26 protein-coding genes, 1 tRNA gene and 2 pseudogenes are annotated in these 25,653 nt (G+C 71.2%); 14 read left to right on the top strand and 15 right to left on the bottom strand.

The window, feature by feature from the left end; genetic code table 11:
- Positions 1-23: 23 nt before the first annotated feature.
- Positions 24-164 (top strand): annotated as a pseudogene (locus SNR22_RS20235) (NADPH:quinone reductase); the annotation flags it as partial.
- Positions 165-352: 188 nt separating this feature from the next.
- Here SNR22_RS20235 and SNR22_RS20240 read toward each other — a convergent pair.
- Positions 353-1,987 (bottom strand): fatty acid--CoA ligase, encoded by a 1,635-nt coding sequence (locus SNR22_RS20240; RefSeq protein WP_320068250.1) that lies wholly within the window; start codon positions 1,985-1,987, stop codon positions 353-355.
- 70 nt (positions 1,988-2,057) lie between these two features.
- Here SNR22_RS20240 and SNR22_RS20245 point away from each other — a divergent pair, with 70 nt between their 5' ends.
- Positions 2,058-2,549 carry an NUDIX domain-containing protein gene (locus SNR22_RS20245; protein ID WP_320068186.1) on the top strand — a complete coding sequence of 164 codons (492 nt, stop codon included), beginning with the start codon at positions 2,058-2,060 and terminating at the stop codon, positions 2,547-2,549.
- An 80-nt stretch (positions 2,550-2,629) separates the two neighbouring features.
- On the opposite strand, the gene SNR22_RS20250 is transcribed toward SNR22_RS20245, so the two are convergent.
- On the bottom strand, positions 2,630-4,306 hold the full coding sequence (locus tag SNR22_RS20250; RefSeq protein WP_320068187.1) for an MDR family MFS transporter: 1,677 nt from the start codon (positions 4,304-4,306) through the stop codon (positions 2,630-2,632).
- Between the two features lie 168 nt (positions 4,307-4,474).
- On the opposite strand from SNR22_RS20250, the gene rfaE2 reads away from it, so the two are divergent.
- Together rfaE2 and SNR22_RS20260 are read left to right on the top strand one after the other, a co-directional pair.
- Positions 4,475-6,364, top strand: coding sequence for a D-glycero-beta-D-manno-heptose 1-phosphate adenylyltransferase (rfaE2, locus tag SNR22_RS20255; protein ID WP_320068188.1), 1,890 nt, complete (start codon positions 4,475-4,477; stop codon positions 6,362-6,364).
- The gene (locus SNR22_RS20260; protein ID WP_320068189.1) at positions 6,361-7,224 is read left to right on the top strand and encodes a glycosyltransferase family A protein; all 864 of its coding nucleotides are present in this window, start codon (positions 6,361-6,363) and stop codon (positions 7,222-7,224) included. Before rfaE2 ends, SNR22_RS20260 begins: the two co-directional genes overlap by 4 nt.
- 69 nt (positions 7,225-7,293) lie before the next feature.
- Here the strand turns inward: SNR22_RS20260 and SNR22_RS20265 are convergent, their stop codons facing one another.
- Genes SNR22_RS20265 through SNR22_RS20275 form a run of 3 tightly spaced genes read right to left on the bottom strand, consistent with a single transcriptional unit; the run spans position 7,294 to position 9,461 of the window.
- On the bottom strand, positions 7,294-8,397 hold the full coding sequence (locus tag SNR22_RS20265) for a glycosyltransferase family 9 protein (RefSeq protein WP_320068190.1): 1,104 nt from the start codon (positions 8,395-8,397) through the stop codon (positions 7,294-7,296).
- 6 nt (positions 8,398-8,403) lie between these two features.
- On the bottom strand, positions 8,404-8,958 hold the full coding sequence (locus SNR22_RS20270; RefSeq protein ID WP_320068191.1) for an Hsp20/alpha crystallin family protein: 555 nt from the start codon (positions 8,956-8,958) through the stop codon (positions 8,404-8,406).
- On the bottom strand, positions 8,955-9,461 hold the full coding sequence (locus SNR22_RS20275; protein WP_320068192.1) for a DUF2231 domain-containing protein: 507 nt from the start codon (positions 9,459-9,461) through the stop codon (positions 8,955-8,957). The genes SNR22_RS20270 and SNR22_RS20275 overlap by 4 nt, the downstream gene beginning before the upstream one ends.
- Before the next feature lie 162 nt (positions 9,462-9,623).
- Between SNR22_RS20275 and SNR22_RS20280 the strand changes: the two genes are divergently transcribed.
- From SNR22_RS20280 to SNR22_RS20290, 3 genes are all read left to right on the top strand, one after another.
- Positions 9,624-10,241: a pyridoxamine 5'-phosphate oxidase family protein gene (locus SNR22_RS20280; RefSeq protein WP_320068193.1), complete on the top strand. Its 618-nt coding sequence runs from the start codon at positions 9,624-9,626 to the stop codon at positions 10,239-10,241.
- Positions 10,242-10,318: 77 nt separating this feature from the next.
- Positions 10,319-10,990, top strand: coding sequence for a helix-turn-helix domain-containing protein (locus tag SNR22_RS20285; protein WP_320068194.1), 672 nt, complete (start codon positions 10,319-10,321; stop codon positions 10,988-10,990).
- Positions 10,980-12,278 carry an MFS transporter gene (locus tag SNR22_RS20290; protein WP_413775664.1) on the top strand — a complete coding sequence of 433 codons (1,299 nt, stop codon included), beginning with the start codon at positions 10,980-10,982 and terminating at the stop codon, positions 12,276-12,278. The genes SNR22_RS20285 and SNR22_RS20290 overlap by 11 nt, the downstream gene beginning before the upstream one ends.
- Positions 12,279-12,296: 18 nt before the next feature.
- On the opposite strand, the gene SNR22_RS20295 is transcribed toward SNR22_RS20290, so the two are convergent.
- Positions 12,297-12,836 (bottom strand): DUF4240 domain-containing protein, encoded by a 540-nt coding sequence (locus tag SNR22_RS20295; protein ID WP_320068195.1) that lies wholly within the window; start codon positions 12,834-12,836, stop codon positions 12,297-12,299.
- 171 nt (positions 12,837-13,007) lie between these two features.
- Here SNR22_RS20295 and SNR22_RS20300 point away from each other — a divergent pair.
- Positions 13,008-13,457 (top strand): annotated as a pseudogene (locus tag SNR22_RS20300) (SRPBCC family protein); the annotation flags it as partial.
- A gap of 377 nt (positions 13,458-13,834) precedes the next feature.
- Positions 13,835-13,972: an IS3 family transposase gene (locus SNR22_RS29425; RefSeq protein WP_413775667.1), complete on the top strand. Its 138-nt coding sequence runs from the start codon at positions 13,835-13,837 to the stop codon at positions 13,970-13,972.
- 29 nt (positions 13,973-14,001) lie between these two features.
- On the opposite strand, the gene SNR22_RS20305 is transcribed toward SNR22_RS29425, so the two are convergent.
- From SNR22_RS20305 to SNR22_RS20340, 8 genes are all read right to left on the bottom strand, one after another.
- Positions 14,002-14,601, bottom strand: coding sequence for a hypothetical protein (locus SNR22_RS20305; protein WP_320068196.1), 600 nt, complete (start codon positions 14,599-14,601; stop codon positions 14,002-14,004).
- 2 nt (positions 14,602-14,603) lie between these two features.
- Complete coding sequence (locus tag SNR22_RS20310; protein ID WP_320068252.1) at positions 14,604-15,332, bottom strand: ATP-binding protein; 729 nt, start codon at positions 15,330-15,332, stop codon at positions 14,604-14,606.
- The gene (locus tag SNR22_RS20315) at positions 15,235-15,942 is read right to left on the bottom strand and encodes an asparaginase domain-containing protein (RefSeq protein ID WP_320068197.1); all 708 of its coding nucleotides are present in this window, start codon (positions 15,940-15,942) and stop codon (positions 15,235-15,237) included. The genes SNR22_RS20310 and SNR22_RS20315 overlap by 98 nt, the downstream gene beginning before the upstream one ends.
- A 206-nt stretch (positions 15,943-16,148) precedes the next feature.
- The gene (locus SNR22_RS20320; RefSeq protein WP_320068198.1) at positions 16,149-16,904 is read right to left on the bottom strand and encodes a Clp protease N-terminal domain-containing protein; all 756 of its coding nucleotides are present in this window, start codon (positions 16,902-16,904) and stop codon (positions 16,149-16,151) included.
- An 865-nt stretch (positions 16,905-17,769) separates the two neighbouring features.
- Positions 17,770-18,459 carry a family 1 glycosylhydrolase gene (locus SNR22_RS20325; RefSeq protein WP_320068253.1) on the bottom strand — a complete coding sequence of 230 codons (690 nt, stop codon included), beginning with the start codon at positions 18,457-18,459 and terminating at the stop codon, positions 17,770-17,772.
- A 197-nt stretch (positions 18,460-18,656) separates the two neighbouring features.
- On the bottom strand, positions 18,657-19,841 hold the full coding sequence (locus SNR22_RS20330) for a macrolide family glycosyltransferase (protein WP_320068199.1): 1,185 nt from the start codon (positions 19,839-19,841) through the stop codon (positions 18,657-18,659).
- A 103-nt stretch (positions 19,842-19,944) separates the two neighbouring features.
- Entirely contained in the window at positions 19,945-20,424 is a 480-nt protein-coding gene (locus tag SNR22_RS20335; protein ID WP_320068200.1) for a DinB family protein, read from the bottom strand.
- A gap of 77 nt (positions 20,425-20,501) precedes the next feature.
- Positions 20,502-20,705 carry a hypothetical protein gene (locus tag SNR22_RS20340; RefSeq protein WP_320068201.1) on the bottom strand — a complete coding sequence of 68 codons (204 nt, stop codon included), beginning with the start codon at positions 20,703-20,705 and terminating at the stop codon, positions 20,502-20,504.
- 75 nt (positions 20,706-20,780) lie between these two features.
- Between SNR22_RS20340 and SNR22_RS20345 the strand changes: the two genes are divergently transcribed.
- The 5 genes from SNR22_RS20345 (at position 20,781) to SNR22_RS20365 (ending at position 24,948) form a co-directional block, all read left to right on the top strand.
- The gene (locus tag SNR22_RS20345; protein WP_320068202.1) at positions 20,781-21,431 is read left to right on the top strand and encodes a hypothetical protein; all 651 of its coding nucleotides are present in this window, start codon (positions 20,781-20,783) and stop codon (positions 21,429-21,431) included.
- A gap of 282 nt (positions 21,432-21,713) precedes the next feature.
- Complete coding sequence (locus SNR22_RS20350; RefSeq protein WP_320068203.1) at positions 21,714-21,935, top strand: hypothetical protein; 222 nt, start codon at positions 21,714-21,716, stop codon at positions 21,933-21,935.
- A complete protein-coding gene (locus SNR22_RS29430) occupies positions 21,869-22,393 on the top strand; it encodes a hypothetical protein (RefSeq protein WP_413775665.1) in 525 nt (174 codons plus the stop codon). Before SNR22_RS20350 ends, SNR22_RS29430 begins: the two co-directional genes overlap by 67 nt.
- Before the next feature lie 1,015 nt (positions 22,394-23,408).
- Positions 23,409-24,362 carry an ArsR family transcriptional regulator gene (locus SNR22_RS20360; protein ID WP_320068205.1) on the top strand — a complete coding sequence of 318 codons (954 nt, stop codon included), beginning with the start codon at positions 23,409-23,411 and terminating at the stop codon, positions 24,360-24,362.
- A gap of 25 nt (positions 24,363-24,387) precedes the next feature.
- On the top strand, positions 24,388-24,948 hold the full coding sequence (locus SNR22_RS20365; RefSeq protein WP_320068206.1) for a hypothetical protein: 561 nt from the start codon (positions 24,388-24,390) through the stop codon (positions 24,946-24,948).
- Positions 24,949-25,575: 627 nt separating this feature from the next.
- On the opposite strand, the gene SNR22_RS20370 is transcribed toward SNR22_RS20365, so the two are convergent.
- Positions 25,576-25,649: transfer RNA gene (locus SNR22_RS20370), tRNA-Thr, on the bottom strand.
- Between the last annotated feature and the right edge of the window lie 4 nt (positions 25,650-25,653).

Here is a 25,653-nt window from a genome sequence, read left to right on the forward strand (position 1 = left end):
GATGAGCAGCAGCGGACGGGCCAGCGAAGGCGCAGGGCGGCGTACGCGTCGGCGAGGCGGCCGGGCTGCCGCTGCACCACCATGTGCTGGCCGGCACGGCGGCGGCGTACGAGGCGGTGGAGAACTCCGTGGTCGGAAAGGTCCTGATCACCACGACCGACTGAAACGGGTTTCACCGGCTGTTTCCCCGACGGCAGGACAGAGCCGAACAAGTTTCGCAACAATGGAGGGGCGGGACATCCCGCATGAGACGGGCGGCCCCGGCGCGGTGCGAACGCCGGGGCCGCCCCCTGGGGAGGGATGTTTCAGGAGTACGTCCCTACCCATTCAGGCGAGGATCCGCCTGAAAGCGTTACGGCGTTGTCAGCTCCCGGACACTCAGCCCGCCATCGGCGTACCGGGAGCGCACCACCTTCTTGTCGAACTTGCCGACGCTGGTCTTCGGGACCGCGTCGATGAAGGCCCACCGCTCCGGCAACTGCCAGCGGGCCACCGACCCGGCGAGGAACTCGCGCAGCTCCTCGGCGGTCACCTCGACGCCCTCCCGGACCACGACCGTGGCCAGCGGGCGCTCGTCCCAGCGCTCGTCGGGCACGCCCACCACGCAGGCCTCCAGCACCGCCGGGTGGGCCATCAGGGCGTTCTCCAGCTCGACCGACGAAATCCACTCACCGCCGGACTTGATCACGTCCTTGGCCCGGTCGGTGAGCGTGATGTACCCGTCGGGAGAGAGCGTGCCGACGTCGCCGGTGCGCAGCCAGCCGTCGCGGAACTTCTCCTCGTCCGGGGCGTCCTCACCGACGTACCTGGAGGTCACCCACGGCCCGCGGACCTCCAGCTCGCCGACGGAGGCCCCATCGGCGGGCAGCGGCTCGCCCAGCGGGCCGACGATCCGCGCGGCCACCCCGGCCGGAACCCGGCCCTGGGTGTACCGGTAGCGCCAGGCATCCTCGCCGGTCGCCCCGGCCGGCGGCCGGGCCACCGAGCCGAGCGGGGACATCTCGGTCATCCCCCACGCGTGGATCACGTCGATGTGGTGCCGGTCGTCGAACGCGTGCATCAGCACGGGCGGGCAGGCCGACCCGCCGACAATCACCTCCTTCAGCGAGGAGATGTCCACGTCGTGGGCGTCCAGGTAGGCCAGCACGTCATTCCAGATGGTCGGCACCGCGCCCGCCAGGGTGGGCCGCTCGGCGGCGATCATCTCGGCGATCGGGGCGGCCTGGAGGAACCGGTCCGGCATGATCAGCGACGCCCCGGAGAGGAACGCCGCGTACGGCAACCCCCAGGACATGGCGTGGAACATCGGCACGATGGCCAGATCCCGGTCGGTCGGCCCGAGGCCGAACCCCTCCGGCATGCAGACCTGCAACGAGTGCAGGTAGATCGACCGGTGTGAGTAGGCGACCCCCTTGGGGTTGCCCGTGGTCCCCGAGGTGTAGCAGAGGGCGGCGGCGTCGCGCTCGTCCACCTCCGGCCAGTCGAAGACCTCCGGCCGGCCGGCCAGCAGGGCGTCCCAGTGGTGTACGGCGATCCGGTCGCCGGCCGCCGCCAGCAGCGGGGCGGGGTCACCGCCGCCGACCACCACCACGTGTCGCACCGTGGCCAGCTCGCCGATCACCCGGGCCAGCAGCGGCATCAACGTCGAGTCGACCAGCACCACCCGGTCCTGCGCGTGGTTGGCGATGTAGACGACCTGGTCGGGGAAGAGCCGGATGTTGAGCGTGTGCAGCACGGCACCCATGCTCGGCACGGCGAAGTACGCCACCAGGTGCTCGGCGTTGTTCCACATGAAGGTGGCGACCCGCTCGTCGCCGGTCACCCCGCACTCGTCACGCAGCGCGTGGGCCAGCCGGGCTGCGGTGCGCCCCACCTCGGCGTACGACATTCGGCGGGACCCCCCGCCGGTCCAGGTGACCACCTCGGCGGCGCCGTGCACGGTCGAGCCGTGCTCGAGGATCCGGGCGACCTGGAGGGGGGCGTCCATCATCGTGCTACGCATGGGTAACAAACTAATGTCGGCGGTCACACGTTGGGAACCCCCGTAAGTTGTCCGAGTGAGCATCTCCTGGGCCGACTCGTACGTGGGGCAGCTTCGCGCCCTCGCCGGTGACCGCACCCTGATGTTCGTCGGAGCCCGCGCCGTGGTCCGCGACAACGCCGGGCGGGTGCTGCTGATCCGACGCTCCGACAACGGGCAGTGGGCGATGCCGGCCGGCGCGATGGAACTGGGCGAGTCGATCGCCGACTGCGCGGTCCGCGAGGTGCGCGAGGAGACCGGGCTGCGCGCCCTGCGGGTAGGCGCGTTCGCCCTCTACACCGGCCCCGACCGCGTCAACACCAACATGTACGGCCACACCTACCAGGTCTTCACGGTCGCCTTCCGGGTCGAGGACTGGGACGGCGGCCTGATCCGGATGACCGACGAGACGACCGACGCGGGATTCTTCCACCGCAGCCGGTTCCCCACCCCGCTCTCCACGTCGGTCACCGAGACCCTGGCGGACCTGGACGTCTTCGAGCAGACCAACCGGCTGATCCTCAAGTGATCCCGAGGCCGGCGGGCACCTGACCCTCCGCCGGGTCGGGTCGGGTCGGGTCGGGTCGGGTCGGGTCAGGTCAGGTCAGGTCAGAGCATGGTCTGACTCTTGGCCTCCATGTCGGTGGCGGCCTCAGCCTTCGACTCCTTCGCCAGCGGCCGGCCGCCGGGGGCGGGGGCCTTCCCACCGAGCGGGTCGGCACCACCGGTGGCGCCCTGCTGGCCGGCACCGCGTAGCTGGTGGTTCGGCAGGGCCAGGGTCAGCAGCACCGCTACCACGGCGACCAGCCCGGTGGTCAGGAAGACCATCTGTAGCGACTCGACGAACGCACCCTGGACGGCGGCCCGGACGGGGCCGGGCAGGGCCAGGATCGTCGCCGGGTCATCGATCGAGATGCTCGTCCCGCCCCGGGCCGCCACCGCCGCCCGCTGATCCGGCGGGAGCTGGGCGATCGCGCCCGGCAGCCGGTCGGCCAGTTGGCCGGTGAGCCGGGAGGAGAGCACCGCCCCGAGGATCGCCACCCCGAACGAGCCGCCCAGCGACCGGAAGAACGTCGCCGCAGAGGTGCCCGCCCCCAGGTCCCGGACGTCGATGGCGTTCTGCACGGCGAGGATCAGCGACTGCATGGACAGGCCCAGCCCGACGCCGATCACCACCATGTAGGCGAAGGCCAGCCAGAGCGACGTGCCGACCTGGAGCTGGGTGAAGAGCAGCATCCCGGTGAGCAGCACCGCCGAGCCGGCTACCGGGAACCACTTGTACCGGCCGATCCGGCTCATCGCCCGGCCGGTCACGATCGAGGTGACGATGATGCCGGCCATCATCGGCAACATCAGCAGACCGCTGCGGGTCGGCGAGGCGCCCCGGACGATCTGGAGGTACAACGGGATGAAGATGATCGACCCGAACATCACCAGGCCGAGGACGAAGCCGGCACCGTTGGCCAGCGCGAACGTCCGGTTGCGGAACAGCCGCAGCGGCAGGATCGGCTCGCCGGCCCGGGTCTCCTGGACCAGGAAGAGCCCGGCCAGCACCGCCCCGACCACGAAGAGCCCGATGATCAGCGGTGAGCCCCAGGCGTACGAGGTGCCGCCCCAGCTCAGCGCGAGCAGCACACAGCTCACCCCGACGACCAGCAGCCCCGCCCCGAGCCAGTCGATCGTGTGATCCCGCCGCTCGAACGGGATCAGCCGCAGGACGTGGTAGCAGACCACGATGGCCAAAATCGCCAGCGGCACGTTGATGTAGAAGATCCACCGCCAGTTGTTCTCGGCGAAGTATCCGCCGACCAGCGGCCCGGCCACCGAGGAGATGCCGAACACCGCCCCGAACAACCCCTGGTAACGGCCCCGCTCCCGGGGGGACACCACGTCCGAGATGATGATGAACGCCAACGTCATCAGGCCGCCCGCGCCGAGGCCCTGCACCCCCCGGGTCACGATCAGCTGGGTCATGTTCTGCGACAGCCCGGCCAGCAACGAGCCGAGCAGGAACATGCCGATCGAGAAGAGGAAGACCGGCCGGCGCCCGTACAGGTCGGCCATCTTGCCGTACAGCGGGGTGGAGGCGGTGGACGCGAGCAGGTACGCGGTGACCACCCAGGAGTAGTGGTCGATGCCGCCCAGCTCGCCGACGATGGTGGGCAGCGCCGTACCGACGATCGTCTGGTCCAGCGCGGCGAGCAGCATGCCCGTCATCAGGCCGAACAACAGCAGGCGAAGCTGACGGGGGGTCAACAGTGGTCGGGGCGGGGCTTCGCTGGTCACCTCGCCTTCTTTCCCGTCCTGCGGAAAACATGCCCGGTGCCGGCGATCCGTCGGCGGCGATCACGTCCACGTCGTTCGTCCCGCCGTGGTCCGAAACCCCCACGTCGGCCGCGCTCAGGGCGAGGGGGGGCCAGGTTTGACCCGACACCCGCGGGGGACCCGACGGGCATGGCAGGAGCAGCAGCGGAAGAGCGCCGGCTCGCCACCGTCGTGGAGAGCTGGCTGGGACGCCCCGTGCTGGTGATCGGCGACGCCATGCTCGACGAGTGGCGGTTCGCGGAACCCGATCGGCTCTGCCGGGAGGCACCCGCCCCGGTCCTGAGCCTGCGCCGGCGCATGTCGGCCGCCGGCGGGGCGGCGAACACCGCCGTCAACGTCTCGGCCCTCGGCGGGCGGGCGGTGCTGGTCGCCCCGGTCGGCGCGGATGTCGCCGGGGACGAGCTGCACGACTGCCTGGACCGGGCCGGGGTCTGGGACCGGACCGTCAACCAGCCCGGCCGGCCGACCCCGGTGAAGCGACGGATGCTCGCCGGCAACCAGATCCTGCTCCGCGAGGACTCCGGCGACCCGGACGACGTGCTCGACGACGACGGCGTGGCCCGGCTGCTCACGGCGTTGGAGTGCGCCACCGAGGAGCTGCGGGCCGCCGCCGGCGGCGAGGCGCCCACCCTGGTGGTCTGCGACTACGGGCTGGGCTCGCTGCCCACGCCCGTCCGCGCCTGGCTGGTCACCGCCCGGGACCGATACGCCACGGTCGCGCTCGACGCGCACGACCTCGCCGAATGGCGGGGTCTGGCGCCGACCGTGGTCACCCCGAGCTTTGCCGAGGCGACCCGGCTGCTCGCCCGCGCCGCCGCCCGCACCGACTCCCACCTGCACCTGGACCACCCCGACGCCGACCCGCCCGACGGGCCGTCGGAGCTGAGCGTGGGGACCGCGCCGGGCAACCACTCTGCCGCCACAGACGTGGTGGCCGGGAACCATGGTGAGCGCCGAGGCGGGGCGGCCCCGGCGGGCGGAATGCCGCCCGGCGGGAGGGGGTCAGCGGCGGGAAGGCCGCTCGGCCGGACGATGGGCCTGACCGGCGCGCCGACGCCGGGCGAGGACCGGGTGGCGACGACCGGCGACGGGCTCAGCGTCACCGGCACGGGCGTCACGGTGAACGCGGAGGCCGGCGCCGGGGTGGACCGGGCCGTGCTGGCCGAGTCCCGCCTCGCCGAGCTGCGCGCGCATACCGGGGCGGCCGTGGTCGCGGTGACCCTGGACACCGACGGCGCGGTGGTCGGCAGCGCGGAGGGGGCACCCCGGCGCAGCCACAGCACCCCGGTACCGGCCAGCCACACGGTCGGCGCGGGGGACGCGTACCTGGCCGCCATGACGCTGGCCCTGGCCGCCGACGCGCCGCTACCGACCGCCGCGCAGCTTGCCCAGCTCGCCGCCACCATCACCGTGTCGGACACCGGAACGTGCGTGTGCCGGCGCGAGGATCTGCTCGACGCGCTCGGCCTCCCGGCCGGGGACCCCGGGCATTCGTCGCTGGTCACCCCCGACGAGCTGACGACGATCGTGGACGCCCACCGGGGCGCGGGCCGGTCGGTGGTGTTCACCAACGGCTGCTTCGACGTGCTGCATCCCGGGCACGTGCACTACCTGCAGCAGGCCCGGGCCCTGGGCGACCTGCTGGTGGTCGCGGTCAACTCCGACGGCAGCGTGCGCCGACTGAAGGGGCCGGACCGGCCGATCAACCCGGTGGAGGACCGGGTCGCCCTGCTCGCCGCGCTGGCCTGCGTGGACCACGTGGTGACCTTCGAGGAGGACTCCCCGGCGGGGCTGATCGAGACCGTCCGCCCCGACGTGTACGTCAAGGGCGGCGACTACCCTCCGGAGATGGTGCCGGAGGCGCCGCTGGTGCGCCGCCTCGGTGGCCAGGTCCGCACCCTCGGATACGTGCCGGACCGCTCCACCTCGGCGATCATCGAGCGCATCCGCGCGCACAACCAGGTTCCCTCCGGCGAGCCGCGCGACGCCACGGCTCCGGTGCCGGGCAGGCCGGCGTGAACCGTCCGCTCGATCCTGGCGACGCCGGGAAGTTCCGCCGGGAACGGCAGCTCGACGTGCTGATCCCGACCCGTAACCGCCCCGCCGAGTTGGCGGTTACGCTCTCCGGGCTCGCCGCCCAGGAGGGCGTGCCCGGGTTCGGGGTGGTGGTCAGCGACCAGTCCGACGGCGACCCCGCGTACGCCCACCCGGCGGCGGCCACCCTGGTTCGGGCGTTGCGCCACCGGGGGAACCCGGTGCTGCTGACCCGACGGCTGCCCCGGCGCGGGCTGGCCGAGCACCGGGCGTACCTGCTGGACCGCTCGGCGGCCCGGTACGTGCTCTGCCTCGACGACGACGTCTGGCTGGAGCCGGGGACCCTGCGCCGGCTGGTCACCGCGATCGGCGAGCTGGGCTGCGGCTTCGTCGGCAACGCGGTGCACGGGCTGTCGTACGTCGACGACGTGCGCCCGGAGACTCACCGGCACTACGAGGAGTGGCCGGGCCGGCCGGTTCCGGAGCGGGTCCGGCCGGGCACCCCGCAGTGGCAGCGGGCGTCGATCCACTCCGCGGCGAACCTGCTGCACGTCACCGAGGAGCTGCACCTGCCGCCGGGGGCCTGGCGGGCGTACAAGGTGTCCTGGATCGGCGGGTGTGTGCTCTACGACCGGGCGGCGCTGGTCGACTCGGGCGGCTTCGACTTCTGGCGGCGGGTGCAGGAGAAACACCAGGGCGAGGACGTGGCCGCCCAGCTCGCCGTGCTGGAGCGCCACGGCGGCGCAGGCGTCCTACCCAGCGGCGCGTACCACCTGGAGTCGCCGACGACGGTCACCGAGCGGGACGTGGAGGCGTGGGAGGTGGTCCTTGCCGATTCCGCCTGAGTCAGCCGGATCGGGGTGGTGAGAAGGGTGCCCTTCTCTACCTCAGGCGTTAATAAGGTGCCCTTCCTTTCAACCCAGCAGTTCGCGGGCGGCCTCGACGACCTCGATCACCGGGATGTCGGCGACGAAGGAGTCGCGGTGCGGGCAGTCGCCGTCGCCGGGGCGGTGCGGGTAGATCCCCGGGGTGCAGTCGACCCCGCAGACCGGGCAGCGCACCGTCCAGGAGGCGATCGGGCGGTGCCGGCCGCGCAGCGGGTGCCCGGAGTTGATCAGGTTGCCGACCCAGTAGATCCCCACCGTCGGGGTGCCGACCGCAGCGGCCAGATGCAGGGGGCCGGTGTCGTTGGAGACCAGTAGGGCGCAGTCGGCGTAGCAGGCGGCCAGGCCGCCGAGGCCGAGCGTGCCGACCTGCGGGCGAAGCGGCACCCCGGCCGCCGCGACCACCCGGTCGACCACCTCACCCTCGGCGGGGGTGCCGGTGACCAGCACCTCGTACCCGTCGCCCACCAGGGCGCGGGCCACCTCGGCGAAGCGCTCGGCCGGCCAGCGCCGTCGGGAGTCGGTGGCTCCAGGATGCAGCACCACCCGGGGTTTCGTGGGCTCGCCGAGCACCCGGGCCGCCTCGGCCCGGTCGGCGTCGGTGACCAGCACCGTCGGGACGATCGTGGTGGCCGGCGCCCCGACCAGGGCAACCACCTCCAGGTAGCGCAGCACCTCGTGCTGGTAGTAGACGTACCGGGTCCAGCGGTCCAGGGGAGGGGCGTCCTCGGCCCGCAGCCCGGCGGTCACCCGGGCGCCCAGGCCATTGACGATCGGGTTGGAGTTGCCGCCCCCACCATGCAGTTGCAGCGCGAGGTCGAAGTGTTCCGCGCGGGCCGCGGCCAGGAAGTCGTCCATCGACGATTCCGGTTCGCCCGGGTCGGCCGACCGGATGCCGGGCGCGGGCGGAACCACCAGCACCCGGTCCACCGGGCCGGGCCGGTCGCGCCAGAACGCCGCGTGCCACGGCGCGCCGAGCAGCACGATCTCCGCCTCCGGGTACGCGGAGCGGAGCGCCTCCAACGCGGGCAGGACGAAGATGAGGTCGCCGAGCGCGTTGGCGCGCAACACGGCGATCCGCTGGACGTCGGGCACGTGTCCGCCGACCGGGCCGAGCGGAGACGGGGTGACCACGGCCCGCTACGGCCGGTCGATCTCGTCGATGGCCGTGTCGGGATGGTGCAGTTCCCGGTCGGCGGCCGGATCGACCGGGTGGGACGTACCCGCGTCGGCGCCCCGGTAGCCGGTGCGGCCGACGGTGATGGTGCGCGGCACGGGCCGGGCCGCCCTGGGTAGCCGGACCCGGAGCAGGCCGTGGTCCATCACCGCGTCGATCCGGTCGGGGTCCACCCGGGACGGCAGGTCGACCCGGTACTCGAAGCCCCGGGTCTCGAAGCCGCCCGGGATGCCCTGGTCGGCGTTGACCTCGGCCTCGGAGCGGGCCCGCACGCAGAGCTCCCGGTCGTCCAGCTCGACGGCCACCTCCTCGGGGGCGACGCCGGGCAACCGGACCACCGCCTCCCAGCCCTCGGCGGTCTCGGTCAGCTCCACCTCGGGCGGGCCGGACCGGCCGCCGCCGACCAGCCGGCTCAGCTCGGCGCGCAGCGATTGGAGCTCACCCATCGGGTCCCAGCCCTGCTGCCGGCCGCGCCAGCCCCGGCCGAACCCGCCGGGGCCACTGCTCTGTTCGCTCATCGCACGTCTCCGATCCGCTGGGTGGTCGCCGGGCCCCGCAGCGAGCTGGGCGCGTCCAGGTTGGCATCCCGGTCGACGCCGACGCCGAGCCGGTCGACCAGCTCGCCGCCGAGCCACGCGCTGCCGGAGAGGATGGCCAGCGCGACCAGCTCGATGGCGATGAGCGCGCCGCCGGCCGCCCGGGAATCGGCGTTGAGCCGAACCACCCAGACGGCGGCGAAGAGCAGCAGCACCGCGATGTTCGCGGCGGCGTGGCTGAGGCCCACCCGCTTCGCGCGGGTGCCGGTGGGGATGGCGAGCAGGTCGAACGTGCCGGCCACCGCGGCCAGCAGGCCACCGATCAGGCCGACGGTGATGTTCCAGTACGCCACCTCGCCGAGTAGGCGCGGCCCGCCGACGGTGTCGACGACGTCGAAGATCACCGCCGTGATCAGCAGGCCGACCGGGAACGTGATCAGCATCGGGTGCACGGGGTGCCCGAGCACCTTTAGTCGGCTCTCCATCGCGGCCTCCGTTGGTCGTTGCGGGGCGGCTGGGTCTGGCGGACCCGGGACACCATTGGACAAACCTCCCGTTGGCCGCGCCGGACTAGGCTGGGGCGCGACGGGGGCTGCGGCACCGGCGCCGTTCGCCGCCACCGGGATCAACGGTTGGGGGAGGATGTCGTGACGGTGGAGATCACCTCGCCCGAGGAACTGCGCGAGTTGCTCGGGACACCGAACGCCCGGGCGGCGGCAAAGGAGCGGCGGGTCCTGCACGAGCGGGACCGGCAGTGGCTGGCCGCCTCGCCGTTCTGCCTGGTCGCCACGGCTGGCGCGGACGGCACCTGCGACGTCTCGCCGAAGGGCGACCCACCCGGCTTCACCCTGGTCCTAGACGACACGACGATCGCCGTGCCGGAGCGGCCGGGCAACCGACGGGCGGACGGCTACCGCAACATCCTCGACAACCCGCACGTCGGGCTGCTCTATCTGATCCCGGGCCGGACGGACACCCTGCGGATCAACGGCCGAGCCCGGCTGGTGCGGGATGCCCCGTTCTTCGACGACATGGTGGTCAACGGCCACCGGCCGGTCCTCGCGGTCGTGGTGGAGATCGAGCAGATCTTCTACCACTGCGCCAAGGCGTTCCTCCGCTCGGAGCTGTGGCGGCCGGAGAGCTGGCAGCCGGACGTGCTGCCGTCGCGGGCTCGGCTGATCAAGGAGGTCGAGGCCCCGGCGGAGAGCCTGGCCGACCTGGAGCACTACTACGGCCCAGAGTACGCGACGAAGATCTACACCTGACGGCGAGCGTCCGGCCCCGCCCGCGGCCCCCGCATGGACCATTACTAAAGCTATCTTTATAAAGATAGCTTTAGGGTATGACGCTGCCTCGAGTAAAGCTCTCCGACCCGGTCGCCCTGCGCGGCTACGCCCACCCCCTGCGGATGGCCCTGATCGGCCTACTGCGGCGGGAGGGCCCGATGACCGCCACCCGGGCCGCCACGCGGCTCAGCGAGAACGTTCCCAACTGCTCCTTCCACCTGCGCCAGCTCGCCAAGTACGGCCTCGCCGAGCGGGCCCCCGCCGGCGACGCCCGGGAACGCCCGTGGCGGGCCACCGCAGTCGTCACCTCCTGGGACGATGCCTCCGACGACCCGCAGATGCGGGCCGCCACCGACGCGCTGAACGCCACCCAGCTCGCCTTGTACAGCCGGCAGGCCGAGCAGTTCATAGCCCGGCGGGCCGACGAGCCGGCGGCCTGGCGCGCGGTCACCGGCTTCAGCGACGACCCGCTCTACGTGACCGCCGACGAGATGGCGGCCCTGACCGGGCGGATCGAGGCCCTGCTCGCCGACTACCACGACCGCGTCACCGACCCGTCCCGCCGCCCGGCCGACACCCGCCGGGTCACCCTCATCCGGCTCGCCCTCGTCGACGCGAACCCGCTGCCTCGGGTGCGTGCCGACGCCCCCGACCCGGGCCTCCACACACCCGAGGCGGCGGATCCGACCACGCCCGACTCCGGCCGGGCGGTGCTCGGTGAGCAGTGAGACGGCCGCCGCCCCGGTCGCCACCGCACCCGGCGGTCCCGCGCGGCGCGGCCGGCTGCCCCGACTGCTGCGGGAGCGGACGTTCCGGCGGTACTGGTCGGCGCAGACCGTCTCCTACTTCGGCGACGAGATCTCCATCCTCGCGCTGCCACTGCTGGCGGTGCTCGGCACCGGGGCCGGGGCCGCCCAGATGGGCTACCTGACCGCCGCCGCCCTCGCCCCGAACTTGCTCTTCTCGCTGCTCGCCGGCGCGTGGGTCGACCGGCTGCCGCACAAGCGCCGGCTGATGATCCTCGCCGACCTCGGGCGGGCCCTCCTGCTGGCGACCGTGCCGGTGCTGTACGTGCTCGACCTGCTGGCCCTGCCCCAGCTCTACCTGGTTGCCTTCGCGTCGGGAACCCTCGCCGTGCTCTTCGAGGTGGCGCGCGCGCCGCTGTTCGTATCGCTGGTGCGCAAGCCCGACTACGTGCCCGCGAATACCCTTATCTCGGGCAGCCGGGCGATGTCCCTGGTCGCCGGCCCGAGCGTCGGCGGCGTTCTGGTGCAGGTGCTCACCGCCCCGGTCGCCCTGCTCGCCGACGCCGCGTCGTACCTGGTGTCCGCGTACTTCCTGGCGCGGATCCGGCCGACGGAGCCGGTGCCCGTGCGCGGCGGCGGGCTCGGCATCACCGAGGGGCTGCGCTTCCTCGCCCGGGCACCCGCCATGCGGTCCATCCTGCTCGGCACCACCACTCTGAACCTCTTCAACTTCATGTTCTCGGCGCTCTTCGTGCTCTACGCCATCCGGGAGCTGGGCCTCTCCCCCGGCGTGCTCGGCGCGGTGCTGGGCGCGGGCGCGGTGGGTGGTTTGCTCGGAGCGGCGGTCACCGGCCGGCTGACCCGCCGGTTCGGAATCGGGCCGACGATGGTGGCGAGCTTCGTGGCCTTTCCCGCCCCGCTGCTGCTCGTCCCGCTGGCCGACGGGCCGACGCCGCTGGTGCTCGGCATGCTCTTCGTCGCCGAGTTCGGTGCCAGCGTCGGCGTGATGATGCTCGACATCACCACCAACTCGATGCAGACCGCGCTCACCCCCGACTCGATGCTGTCCCGCACGATGGGGGCGCGGCGCACGGTCAACTACGGCATTCGGCCGGTCGGCGCGCTGCTCGGCGGGACACTGGGGGCCACCCTCGGCCTGCGGCCGGCGCTCTGGATCGCCACCGTCGGCGCGCTGCTCGGCCTGTTCTGGGTGTTCCTCTCCCCCGTGCGTGGCCTGCGGGAACTTCCCGACCAGCCGGAGACCCCGTGACCGCCCGCGCCCGGGGAGCTACTCCCGCCAGCCCGCCGTGTTGCTGAACGACTCGCGGGAGATGCCCGAGCCGGTGCGCGGCCAACCGCCGAACCGCTTGTCGTGCAGGTGCGCGAAGAGGTAGCAGATGCTCTCGCACTCGCCGTCGGGCACGGCCAGGGCGGGATTGGCCCGCACCGCCTCGTAGAACTCGCGCCCGAGGGCGACGAGGTGACCCCGGCAGTAGAGGAAACCGTCGTCGGAGCCGTCCGTCACGGCGTGGATGTCGGCGCGGTCCACGTCGTAGAGCTTCCGCTCCATCACCCGGTCGAGGGCGGTCAACTCTTCGCTGGACAGGTCTGCGCCGAGGGTGCGGAGGTTGTCGAGGAACGCGGGAAGCGAGGCGTCGATGGCGTAGATGTCGACGCCGCCGGCCGCCGGGTCGCGCTCGGCGAGGGCGCGGCGGATCGCCCGGGGCTCGGGCCCCAGCGGCTCCCACGCGGACTCCACCAGGGCCCAGAACCGGGCCTCGTCGTCGGCGTTCGGCAGCTGCACGGGATCTTCTGAGGACACGGTCACCGGCAGATGCTAGCCAGCGCGACCGACACTTCCCCCCGCTCTTCCTGGCCGGGGTGTGTCCTGCGTCCCGCGTGGACCTGGTTGAGACCCCCACCCCGGGGTACCACTTCGAGGACGAGAGAAGAATCCGGCGCGCGAGAGCGCGGAAGACCTCAACCCGAAGGAGCATCGATGACCATCAGGGTAGAGAAGTCCCTTGAGGTGGACGTCCCGATCCGCACCGCGTACAACCAGTGGACGCAGTTCGAGGAGTTCCCCCGGTTCATGGGCGCCGTCAGAGAGGTGCGCCAGCTCGACGACCAGCGTATGCACTGGGTCGCCGAGATCGCCGGGGTCACCCGCGAGTGGGACGCCAAGATCCTCGAGCAGGTCCCGGACCGCAAGGTCGCCTGGGCCGCCACCGAGGGCGCGGCCAACGCCGGCGCCGTGCACTTCCAGCCGGTCGACACCGACCGCACAATGGTCAAGCTCTCCCTGGAGTACGAGCCGGAGGGCATCGTCGAGAAGGCCGGCGAGAAGCTGCACCTCGTCGAGCGGCAGGCCGAGTCCGACCTGGGCAGGTTCAAGGAATACATCGAGAGCCGGGGCGTCGAGACCGGCGGCTGGCGCGGCACGATCGACGAGGGTCGCCAGCTCGGCACCCCCGGCATCGAGTACGCCGCCACGAGCAAGGGCGACAGCGGTCGGGCCGACGGGTTCGACCGGCCCGCCGACGTCGTCGTGCCCCCACAGAGCAGCAACGCGTACCCGACGTTCACCGAGCCCGGGGGCACCCCTCGGCCGCTCTGACCGGCCCCCACTTACGTGGAACCGAGATCGAAAGAAGGCCCCGTGACCTTGGCGTTTCGCCTGGTCACGGGGCCTTTCTCTGGTGGAGCCGCCTGACCCGCCCTATCCAGGCACCGGCCGCCCCGTCAACATCTCAGGCTGGCAGGGCCACTGCCAGGGCATGATCGTCCGCGTGGGTGAAGCAGGCCGAACAGCCCTGCGACCGTAACGTGGTCGATCTGGGGTTGCTCTCCAACATCCACGAGATTTGGGAAACGTGGGGGCGCACCTACGGCGCGGACCGGGTCCACCGGCAGCTACGCCGTGACGGCATCTACGTGGGCCGTGTGGGTTCTCAGCAAAGGTGATCCGGGGCGGCCAGCCGACCAGCAGCGGATCAGATTCGGTGAGAAGCCCCAGGCCGTCGTCTTCTCACCGGATCTGATCTCTCTTTGGCCTGAGGGTGGAGTCGGGTTGAGCCCCGAGCCAGGGTTCGGTAGATCGTCCGGTCTGGCTCCTCGATATTGCGCCAGAACCAGGCGGGCATGCCCCAGCCGCCGGCCCAGCGGAACAGCGGATGGGCGGGGCGGAGTAACTGTTCGGGCGCTGGATGATCGAGGCATCGGGCGGCGGCGAGGAGGAACTGCATGGCGGAGGGGGCGTCGCGGTCCTCGGTTGGGGTGAGCAGCAGTTCGGGGGTCGAGGTGAACAGTCCGGTGAGCGCGATGGTCTCCGGGTATCGGATGACGGTGTCGGGAACGTCCGGGAGGTGTTCGGCTCGGGCGTTCCAGCGGGCGCTGATCTGCTCCGACTTGTCTCTGTAGTGACCGACCCGGCCTCGCCCCCAGAGGCGGGTGATGCTGGCGGCTGCGGCGAACGCCTCGCCGATGGTGTCTCGGTGGCGGCGGCGAAGGATCTTGTAGCGGTGCGTCGGCCGGACTCGGATCGGCAACGGGCGCAGGCGGCGTTGCCAGTAGGGATCGCGCGGGTCGAGCACGGTCAGGCGGCTCCGCTGCCCGCCGTGCGGGCGGGCATCCGGCGTGGCCGGGCCGCTGATGCGGCGCCTAGCCGGGGATGTTCGGCGGCGTGGTCGAGGACGACCCGGTCCAGGGCCGTCTTGGTGATGCGTTCGGTGCCGTCGAAGTTGGCCTCGATCGCGGCGTCGCGGATCAGGTGGGACAGGCTGCCGATCATGCCGCTGGTGCGTTCGTGCAGGTAGCCGGCGAGACGTAGCAGCGGACCGGTGCGGTGCTGGTGCAGGCGTAGCGCGTGTTCGAGGGCGCTGACCAGCGCGGCCCACTGCTCGCGCTGGGTGCGGGTGCCGTAGGCGAACGCCGTGGTGGCGATCGAGGCGAACCGGCCGGCGATCTGCCGGCCACGGACGCCAGAGAATAGACCGGCGTGTTCGACGTCGATGCCGGCGTAGACGAACGTGGCGGGGAGCCGCTCGGCCAGGTATTTGAGCTGGTCGGAGGCTTCCGCGCCGACCCGGGTGGCCAGGTTGAGGTTGTGTATCTCGTCGACGAGCACGAGGTCGGTGCCGAGTTGGGAGAGCACGTCGCAGACGGCGTTGGTGATGTTGACCTGGTTGAGGTTGCGGGGCAGGGGCAGTCCGAGGAACCGGGCGAACTCAGCGGCGAGGACCTTCGGCGTGGCCGCTGGCGGGACGGTGACGTAGACGACCGGCAGGAACGGGCCGGGCGCGGTGCGCCGACGCCGGGCCAGCAGTTCGTGGTGCTTGCCGAGGCCTCGGTGGCGGGGTTGCCAGCATCTCGACCCCGGTGCCGACCACACGGCCCACCGGCGGATGTGGCGCCGAGGAGTATGCGGCCATGCTGGTGGCGTCGACCTTGGTGACCCAGCGGGCGGCGTGCAGTTCGTCGTTGAGGCAGGCCACGACGCCGACCCCGGCGAGGGCGCGGTCTGCAGCGGCGGTGATGGCCGAGGCGAGGTTGCGTGGGCCGTCGGTGGATAGGTCGTCCAGGTGGCGCATCGCCCCGGTCAGAACGATCCCGCCGCGTAGGGCGGCCGGTCCGGCTTGTAGGTCGATGAGGAAGGCGGTGTCCTCCAGGGTGTCGGTGCCGTGGGTGATCACGACGCCGTCGAAGTTGTCGTCGAGGATGGCGGCGCGGGCCCGGCGGGCCAGTGTCAGCATCGTGGCTGGTGAGATGTCCCAGCTCGGTTCGGCGAGTACGTCCTCGACGGTCACGTCGGCGGTCAGCAGGTCCGCGGGGATGGTCTTGAGGAGATCCGCACCGGATGCGACGGCCTCGTGACCGGGGCGGCGGGAGTAGGCGATGGTGTCCTTGGTCGCCAGGAGCAGCACACGTTTGGTCACGTACGGTTCCTTCACCTGTCCGGTCGGGGCGTTACGGGGTTGCGGCCAGCAATGGCAGCAGAAGCAGCAGGAACGTTGCCGTCGCGGCGATCGCGGCCAGAACGACACGCGCGTTTGGGCGCCTTCCAGGTGTGCGGTTCGGGCCGGCGTCCGGCGGGCTACCGGGCCGGCCCCGCGACGAGCCGGGCGGGTGGTCGAGGCCGGTTTCAGCTCTCGGTGACCACACCGGCCCGCTCCTCCAGCCGTTCGATTCGGTGCACGATGGGCTGTAGTTCCTGGCGGACCACAGCGGCCAACGCCGCCGCCGTCTCCGTCGTCCCGCTGGCGGCTGCTTGCGGGGTCTGTGCCCGCAGGTGCACGTAGCCAGCGAGGGCTGCCGCCACCGCGCGGCGGGTCAATCGCAGTTCCGCACCCAACGACCGCAGGACCTGCCCGGCGGTGCCGTCGGGCTCGGCGATCAGCCCCAGCAGCAGGTGTTCGCAACCGACGTAGTTGTGTCCGAACGCGGTCGCCTCCGTGACGGCCAACTCCAGCGCGTTGGACGCCGGACCGCTGAAGCGCCGCGACGCGTCTTCCGCAGCGACGCCAGCTTCTGTCAACGGCTGGCGGGCAAGCTCACGGCCGACTCGGTCGGGTTCGATCTCCACCGCCCGTAGGACGTGTAGGGCCAGGTTGCCGCCTTCGGTCAGCAGGCCACCGAGCAGATGCCCACTGCCCACCGCCGGCGCCTCTGCCGCTTGCTCGATGCCGAGCTTGAGTGCCGCACGGGTCCGCCCCGTGAAGTGCGGCAGCCTGGCGGCTAGGTCCGCGTCGTCCAGATCACCCAGAGTCGTTTCCCGGATCGCGGTGACCCGTCGCACCGCCTGTTCCAGCGCCCGCTGGCAGATGGCGGAGACGGGCACGCCGGCTTCCTTAACCGCTTCGGCCAGCTCGTCGGGCAGGTAGACGTTGATCTTCGGCATCACTGGAACCCCCTCGCGCACGCCATCAGGAACAGCATAACCCTTGTATACCCCCTATAGGGTTATCCGTCCAGGATGCGTTTCTGGCGTACGGGGTCGTGGATGTAGTCCAGGCCACGGTCCTGGTTCAACGATTGGCGGGTTGCGCTGCCCTCCAGCGATGACGCAGCTTGGGTAGGGCCAGGTCGGGTGCGAGTCGGCCACCGCCGTACCAGATCGTGCCGCCAGTGGCGGCGGGGTGGTCGGGCATCCCCCCGCGTATCCGGTGACCTCGTCGAGGCGACCGAGGCGTTGCCGGATGAGCAGGCCGGACGCGCGGATCAGGTCAAAGAGGTGGTCCTCGTTCGCGGCGGCCCCAGCAGCGAGGCGTACTTCGTGGCGGAGCCGGTGGCGTGGGAGTTCGACCCGGTGTTGGCGGGCGGCCTTGTCCAGCTCGGCGTGTGAGGGATAGCGCGGCCGGGGTCCGTCGAGCCCGACGCGGTGGAGTCCGTAACGCTGTTCAAGCCGACGGCGGGCCAGGTCGCACAAGACAGGACGCGGGCGGATCAAGTTCCGTGAGAACGGATCAGGTACGGATCAGGTTCAGTGAGAACGGATCAGCTGCGCTGAGAACCCACATGGGCCGCAAGCGCGTCGAGCGGCTGATGGTCAAGCAGGGTTGGCAGGGTGCGTTCCTGCGTCGCGGCTGGCGCGGCGGCTCCACGAAGCAAGGACCCCCGGCACACGCCGGCACCGGATCTGGTCAACCGGCAGTTCACCGCGGTAGGCGGCGGTGAGGTCGTTGCTCTTGATGGCCTTGTACATCCAGCGTGCGCGTCGATGAGGTTGCGCAGCGCGGGCACGTAGCCGTCGGCGAAGTTGGTGTTCAGGTACGCCTTGCCGGGCGTGCCGGCGCCGAACCCTTGGGGAAAAGCATGTAGACGCCGGGCTCGTTGATGGTGGCCCAGTCGTCGACCCGGTCACCGGAGCGGCGGGCCAGCAGCGCGGCGTGCTCGGCCATCTCCTGGACCACAAGCCTGCCGCCGACCGGGTGGGCGAGGCCGCAGAGGTTGGTGTCGGAGGGCCCGCCGACACAGGCGATGTCCTCGGCGTTGTCGACCCAGGTGGGCATCGCGAAGTGGAAGACGGTAATCATCGGCCGGATGCCGTTGGCGCGCAGCTCGTTGATGAACCGGTCGTAGTGGCGCAACGCGGCCTCGTCGATGACGCCGCGGCAGGGCTCGATCCGGGCCCACTCGATGCCGAAGCGGTACGAGTCGACGTTCATCTTCTTGATTAGCTGGACGTCCTGGATGGCCCGGGTGTAGCCGCCGACTGCCTCACCGACGAAGGCGCTGCGGCCGAGCCCATCGGGGGCCGGCTGGGTCCACTGGTACCAGTCGGTGTTCGGGTTCTGGTCCTCGATCTGGGTGGCCGAGCTGGACACCCCGAACCGGAAGCTGCCCTTGCCCTGCGCGCCGCCGGCGGCGCCGATCCGGGAAAAGAAGACGGCGTCGTGCCGGGGGCCGGGGCGGCCACGAAAAGGGTTCCGGCCAGCAGCACGGTGGCCGCGAATATCATTGCCTTTCTCACGTCAACACCCCGTCGGTTGTCTGTGGAATGGTTCAAAAAAGGGCATGCGACACTCATCGCCGCATGGGAAGCACTGACAGAAAGGAAGAAAAATGGTGTTTCAAAAAAAGGGAAAATGGTGTTACAGAAAGGAGGGGGCGGGACCGCGCCGTCGGGGGAACAACGCGGGCCCGGCCCTCATCAGCGGCTCTCGGAGGCGAGATACCGCTCGACGGCGTCGGCGGCCACCACTGGGCCGTCAACGGCGCGGATGCTGTCACGCATGGCGCGCACCCGCTCGGTCACGGTTGCGTCCTGGGTGACGTCGGCGACCGCCTTGCGCAGGGATTCCACGGTGGTCTCCTCGCGCTTGAGGTAGCGGCCCAGGCTGAGCTCCTCGACCCGCAGCGCCGTGGCCACCTGCTCGCTCATCTGCGGGATAACGACCATCGGCACCCCGTAGTAGAGCGACTCCATGGCGCTGTTCATCCCGCCGTGGGTGACGAAGAGGGCGGCCTTGGCGAGCACGTCGAGCTGGTTCACTCGGCGGTGCACCTCGAAGTTGGCCGGCAGCTCGCCCAGGGTCTCCGGATCGACGTGGTTGCCGACCGCCATGACCACCCGGTACGGCGTGCCGCCGAACGCCTCGATCGCGGTGTCGAAGAACTCCGACCAGCCGGTGAACGCGGTGCCCAGCGAGATCAGCAACACCGGCTCGTCACCGTCGTGCGACCAGCTGCCCTGCACCTTGGAGCGGTCGCCAAGGCACGGGCCGGTGAAGACGAACCGCTCGTCGAAGGTGTCGCCGTCGTAGTGGAACTCCCGGGGGACGAACACCAGGGCGAGCTTCTCGATGTGGGTGAAGAACTCCATCGGGCCGGTGTTCTCGTACCCCATCGAGGGCAGCAGCGCGGCGAGCTTGCCGGCCATCTCCACGACCGGCCCCTCGTCGAAGGTCGCCATCGGAAACTTGGCCTGCAGCGACCAGGACTCGTTGGCGCCGTACGAGGGGTGCAGCCGCACCACCGGAATGTTCCACTTGCGGCCGAGGAAGCGCGCCGCCCAGGCCATCTGGTCGTAGAGGATGACGTCCGGCTTGTTGTCGGCGTAGAACTCCTCGAAACGGGGCAGCGTCGAGGTGGCCTCCTCGAGGAAGCGCAGACCCTCCTTGGGCAGCTCCTCCGCGGTGTACGGGTGGCGGTAGTAGTCGCCGAAGACGGATTCGTACAGCACCGGCTCCGCTCCCGCCGCCTCGACCGAGGCGACGAAGTGATCCGTGACCGTGTAGGTGACGCGGTGTCCTCGGCGGACCAACTCCTCCACCACCGGCAGCGTCGGGTTGACGTGTCCGACGGCCGGGATGTTAAAGAAAGCGAGGTGTGCCAAAAAGTTTCCTTTCCTGGGGACCGAACCCTGAATGAGGGTCTTACTGCAAAACTTTATCGCACAAAGTGGATCTTGCTATTTTCCGGTTCAGCTCGTCTCGGGATCAGAACGGGACGTGCTTACCGAGCGCGACGCGCAGGCAGGCGAGCTGGCCGCAGTGGTAGGCGTCGTGCATCTGAATGATGGAAAGCGCCTTTCCGAGGTTCTTCAGACGGTCGTCGCCAAACGGTTCCATCTCGGTGTCGCGGGCCAGATCGGCCGGCGTCAGACCGGCGATGAAGCCGCGGGCCCGCTCGTGCACGTGGGTGTAGAGGGCGAGCATCTCGGCCAGCGGTGGCGAGCCGCTGAAGTCGACGGTGGCGTTGCCGGCGAAGGGCGCCGAGAACTCCGGCGTCACCGCCGCCTCGGTTCCCTGGTGCAGAGTGGAGAAGTAGTCGGTGGCGCAGGTGAGGTGGCCGAGGAACCAGACCAGCGGCTTGTGCGGCTTCGGCGCGGTGCGGCAGGTCGCCTCGTCGAAGTCCTCGGCGAGCTCCAGGACCATGCCGTACGCCAGGTCGATGCTGCGGTCAGCATCACCGTACAAAACGAACGCGCCCCGTCGGCCGGAGCCGGCGGGGCGCGTCGAGAGCAGTCGGCGCCTGCAGCACCGCAGCGGAGAACCTACCGGGGCGCGGGAACGCCGAGGCTGCGGGCGGGCATGGCGGCGATGCTGAGTACGCCGAGGCCCGCCAGGGCAAGGTTGACCGCCTCGGCGTAGGTGATCCCGTCGGTGATGAAGGTGACAGCCAGGTTCAGCACGGCCAGCAGCATCGCGACCCCGGTCTTGGCCCACGGGTACTGCGGGACGATCGGGACGAGCCACACCGCCGTCCGCTGACCGTCGCCCAGGCCCGGCAGCTGATCGCGGCCATCGCCCGCCGGCCGACCGCGCTGCGGTGGATGGTCGGGCTGACCATCGGCCCCCGACAGGGCGAGGCACTCGGGCTCACCTGGAAGTGCGTCGACCTCGACGCGGGCACGATCGCCCGGGACTGGCAGCTCCAGCGGCTGCGATGGCGGCACGCCTGCGCCGACCCGGCCGCCTGCGCCGCCCAGCACTGCCGGCGGGAAGCCTGCCCGCCGACCTGGGTCACGGCTGTGCCCGACCGGATGCCTGCTACCGGCAGGCGTGGCGGTGCCCGAACCGGGCGTCGGCCGGTCGATGTCGGCTACACCAGCGGGCGTGCCCTCCGCCCATCCCCAGCGGGCTGCACCCGGCACGCGGCCCGCTGCCCGGACCGCACCGGCGGCGGCCTGGTCCTGACCCGGCCGAAGACGTGGACGGCGCCGGAGGACGACGAGGTGGCTACTGACGTGGTGGCGCTGCCGGAGACGCTGCGTCGCGGACTGCGCGAGCACCAGCGCAGGCAGAAGGCGGCGCGCAAGTCGTTGGGCAAGCTGCACGAGGAAAACGACCTCGTGTTTTTGTGGGCCGACGGGTCGGCCGATCGACCCGCGCGTCGACCTGGACGACTGGTACGAGATCCTCGCCGCGGCCGGCCTGCGCCGGCCAGGACGATCTCCCCGGTGCTGCCGTCGTCCACCGGCTGACCCGCTTCGTCCAGCAGCATGAACCGCAGACCGGGCAGCGCGTCGCCGAGTTGCGGGCCGCGGTCGGGGGTGATCCAGCACAGGCGTGGTGGAGCTCGGGCACGTCGTCCCGGCCGTGCTGGACGAGCCCGAGGCCGCGGCGGCATCGGATCTCACCGTGCGCCTGCTGGACGCGATCGGCTTGGTCGAAGGCACCCCCATACCGAGATCATCATCACCGCCGACGGGCCGCGAGCCATCGAGTCGCACAACCGCTGCGCGGGCGACCACATCGTCGACCTGATGCGCATCGTCTACGGCACGGACCGCGAGGCGCTCGGCTACCAGCTGGCCCGGCCAGCCGGGCCCGAACTGGTGGCGCCGATCGGCGACGGCGCCGCGGCGGTACGTTTCCTCATCGCCGAGCCGAGCCGGGCCGGGTGGATGCCGTCGACGGCGTGCCGGACGCGCTCGCCGCCGAGGGAGTCGTCACGGTCGAGGTCACGGCCGTTCCCGGGCAGCTGATCCGGCCCTTGAACTGGTCGGAGGACCGCTGCGGGATGGTGATTGCCCGAGCTGCGGACAGCGCGACGGCCGAACGCCTCGCCGCGCACGCGGCCGGGCTGATCCGGGTGCGGACCGGCCCTGGCCGGCACGGCATCCACGGCAACGATGAGCGACCTGTTGGCCTCCACGCACGAGGTGCTGAACCCCTTCGGCGCCGACCCGACGGGATGATCGGCCGGCGCGTGGGACGTCACCGCTGGGACGCCAGGGACATCGCACGTCGGCGCAGCGACGGATGCAGCGCGAGGCCGACGGCGAGCGACAGGGTGGCGCAGACCGCGATCGCGGTGCCGGCCCTCGACAGGTCGGCGAGCCCGCCGGCCAGGGCCGCGGCCAGCGCCTGGCACGTCATCATGCCGCTGCCGACCAGGCCCATGGCCTGCCCGCGCAAGTCCGCTGGCACCGCGCGAACGTAGAGGTCCTGCAGCGCCAGCGAGGAGGCGAAGCCGAAGGAGGCCAGGGCAACGGCGACGGCGCCCGCCCATACCGTCGGCTCGAGGAAGAAGACGAGGTACGGCAACGCCAACAGCGCCTGCAACGGCAGGATGAGCCGGAGCCGGGTGGCGGTCGGGACCCACCTGCCGACGATGACGTCACCCACGAGCATCCCCACCGCGGCCGAGACGAACAAGATGCCGGCGAAGTTGCCGGCGTACGGCACGAACAGGGCCTCCGCCCCGACGATGAGGCCGTTGGGCACCCACTGGACGAGCAACAACGTACGGATCGCCGGGGTGGTGAACAGCACCCGGTTAACCGCGAAGGTGGCCGAGAGAACCGACCGCCCGGTGGCGCGGGGCGGATAGGACGCCAACCCGACGGCGACGACAGCCGCGGTGGTCAGCGCGGCCGCGGCGCTGCCGAGGAGTGCGACGTGCGGACCGAGGACGCCGAGCAGCGTGCCACCCACCGCGTACCCCAGAATCTGCATGCCGCCGACGCTGATGTTGAGCACGGAGCGTCCCAGCACGTACAGCCCGTCGCCGAGGATGTCGACCAGCAGAGCCTGACGCACGGCGGCGGCCACCGCGTCACCCACCCCGACGGCGATCACGAGACACAGCATCGTCCACACCGGAAGGCCTGTGCGCGCCAGCGCCAGCGCCACAGCCGCGCGGACGCAGTCCCACAGCGGCAGGAAGGTCCGTGGCCGGACCCGGTCGGCCAGCGAGATGAGCGTCATCGCGCCGAGGGCCTGGGGGGCGAATCCCGCAAGATAGGCGATCGCAGCCCACAGTGCCGAGCCCGTGCCCGCGAAGACCAGCGCCGACAGTGCCAGCTGCTGGATCGTGGTGCCGGCGACGTTTGTCGAGTTGGCGGCGAAGACCACACGGAACTGCCGCACCGCGTACAGATCCCGGTAAGTGTGCATACCTCGGAGTCTCGACTCTAAGGTGGGCACGACGACATTGTTTCGGTCTGAGGCGAAGTATGACGACGCTCCACGTGGATTCGCAGACGATGGCGACGGCGCGTTTCGCCGTTTCACCGCTGGCCGAGACGGTCGCGGCGCTGAGCCTGCTCGCGGGACGCCGGCTCGGCCCGACCGCGGCGAGCTGGACAGCGCGGCACCGCGCGGCGGCCGAGGAGGTCGGCCGCGACGAGGCCGGCCGCGCGCTGCTGGAGCTTCTGGCCCGGACGTCCTGGTTCCCCGACTTCCTCACGCCGCTCGCCCTCGGCCGGTCGGCCACGTTCGCCGCGGAACTCGCCGCCGTGGCCCGCACCCCGCCCGAGAAGGCCAGGGACGACCTGGCGACGAGCCTCGGTGGCCCGATGCCGGCGTCCCTCGCCGCGCCCGACCTCGTTCCGCGGGTGACGCGCATCCTGGAGCGCGTGTGGACGGCCTGCGTGAAATCGGACTGGCCACGGCATCGGGCGGTCCTCGAGCGCGACATCATCCACCGCGCCGGCCTCCTGGTGACCGCGGGCTGGGCGCAGGCGTTGACCGGGCTGGGGCCGGAGGTCCGCTGGCTCGGCGCCGGCCGGATCAAGGTCAACGCCTACGAGGGCGCGGAGGAGCACGTCGGTCGCGCACAACTGATCTTCGTGCCGTGCGCCCTGGGCGCCGGATGGCTCGGCCTCCGGCCGCCGGAGGCGTACGTCGTGGTCTATCCCGCCCGCGGGGTCGGATCACCCGATGGACCGTCCGACGGCAGCGGGGCCGACGCGCTGATCGGCACGTCCCGCGCCCGGCTGCTGCGCAGCCTGGACACCCCCGGCACCCCGAGCCAGCTCGCCGCGCTGCACGGGCTGAGCCTCGGCACCGTGGGAGAACACCTGTCCATCCTGCTCGCCGCGGGTACCGTCACGGCGGCCCGGGCCGGCCGCTCGGTGTGGTACAGCCGGACCGCGCTCGGCGACGCGCTGCTGGCCGGACACGTCTGACCCGCTGCGATGCGGCGGCCCGAGGGTGGCGGACTGCCGCCAGACCGGCCCGTACGCGTTGACGGACACGCCCGCGCTCCCGATGGTCGAGGAAGAGAGCGGCGGCGAGGAGACCACCATGACCGACGGCCTGAAGCACCACCCAGCGACGCAGGAAAACCGGAAAGCCCTGCTGATGCGGCGGCTCAGCCGGCACGCCGAAGCCGATCGTCCCCAGGTAAGCCGGATGAGCGAGGCCGAGCCGGACAGCTCTGAGCACCAGTTGCGCCGGGCCGCCGTCCACGACTTCTTCCACCAGGCCCTACCCCTGACGGCGTGCGGGCTGCTGCACAGCGCGTTCGTGGCATACCGGCCGGAACCCTACGACGGCGAGATCGATCTCGTGCTCAGCGCCGAGGGCCGCGCCGCCGGCCCGGACGAGACTTCCGCCGTCGTGCACGGCAGCGCCGACGACTACGTCCAGGGCTGGCGGGACATCTCCGGCGGCCCGATCACGGTGCACAGCAGCGGCCTCGACCACATGACGATGGTCGGGCCGGGAAATGTCGACACCCTGGCCGCCCTGTGCGAGCGGCTGGCCGGATGACGTGAGCGGCGGCGAATCACGTGCGGTGATCCGGGGCACGGCAGGGCACGCTGACGGGCGGAGGCGCCCTGCCAGATCCGTGGACTCCGGCCGGATTGCGCTCATGTGTCCTGAGCGTGCCGTCGACCCGGTTAGCCAAAGCTGCCCTGCCGACAGTAGCGATCTCTTCTACACCCTGCGGTTCAGCCTGCCGCCCTACGTCGAAGAGTGGCTAATGATCGACCGGCGGAACGCCGACAGCTCAAGCAGACCTACCTCGCCACGATAATGATCAAGTGCAACCCAGCCATGTGGACCTACCGAGATTCATCGGCGATGGCAACCACACCATCCACAGCTGGACAATAAGCCGGTACCGCGAGCGGTTCACGGCCGGACAGCCGGTGCTGTTTTGGGTCACCGGGTCAACCGGAGCCTTCCCAACACCGGGTCTCTGGGGCGCCGGGGTCGTCACGGGCCCGCCTCAGACCGATGGAGATCACCACGGTTACTGGCTGCACCCCCGCTGGCAGGTGCGCTGAACCTGATCGCCGGTAGGCGTTTCTGGGGGGTTCGGGGGGGCGATTCAAAACTACATCGATGGAAATGAGGCCCTGACCAGCACTGATGCTGGCCAGGGCCTCTCTGAGCCGCCTGACGGAATCGAACCGTCGACCTACGCATTACGAGTGCGTCGCTCTAGCCGACTGAGCTAAGGCGGCAACG

The organism is Micromonospora sp. RTGN7 (assembly GCF_033804645.1).
In the GTDB taxonomy this organism is placed as follows: Bacteria; Actinomycetota; Actinomycetes; order Mycobacteriales; family Micromonosporaceae; genus Micromonospora.

Bases quoted from the DNA above. Each gene is read 5' to 3' on its own strand.
- SNR22_RS20240 (WP_320068250.1), bottom strand. From the start codon at position 1,987: ATGGACGCCCCCCTCCAGGTCGCCCGGATCCTCGAGCACGGCTCGACC.
- rfaE2 (WP_320068188.1), top strand. From the start codon at position 4,475: ATGGCAGGAGCAGCAGCGGAAGAGCGCCGGCTCGCCACCGTCGTGGAG.
- SNR22_RS20270 (WP_320068191.1), bottom strand. From the start codon at position 8,958: ATGAGCGAACAGAGCAGTGGCCCCGGCGGGTTCGGCCGGGGCTGGCGC.
- SNR22_RS20320 (WP_320068198.1), bottom strand. From the start codon at position 16,904: ATGCCGAAGATCAACGTCTACCTGCCCGACGAGCTGGCCGAAGCGGTT.
- SNR22_RS20350 (WP_320068203.1), top strand. From the start codon at position 21,714: ATGCGCATCGTCTACGGCACGGACCGCGAGGCGCTCGGCTACCAGCTG.
- SNR22_RS20275 (WP_320068192.1), bottom strand. From the start codon at position 9,461: ATGGAGAGCCGACTAAAGGTGCTCGGGCACCCCGTGCACCCGATGCTG.
- SNR22_RS20360 (WP_320068205.1), top strand. From the start codon at position 23,409: ATGACGACGCTCCACGTGGATTCGCAGACGATGGCGACGGCGCGTTTC.
- SNR22_RS20345 (WP_320068202.1), top strand. From the start codon at position 20,781: ATGGTCGGGCTGACCATCGGCCCCCGACAGGGCGAGGCACTCGGGCTC.
- SNR22_RS20285 (WP_320068194.1), top strand. From the start codon at position 10,319: ATGACGCTGCCTCGAGTAAAGCTCTCCGACCCGGTCGCCCTGCGCGGC.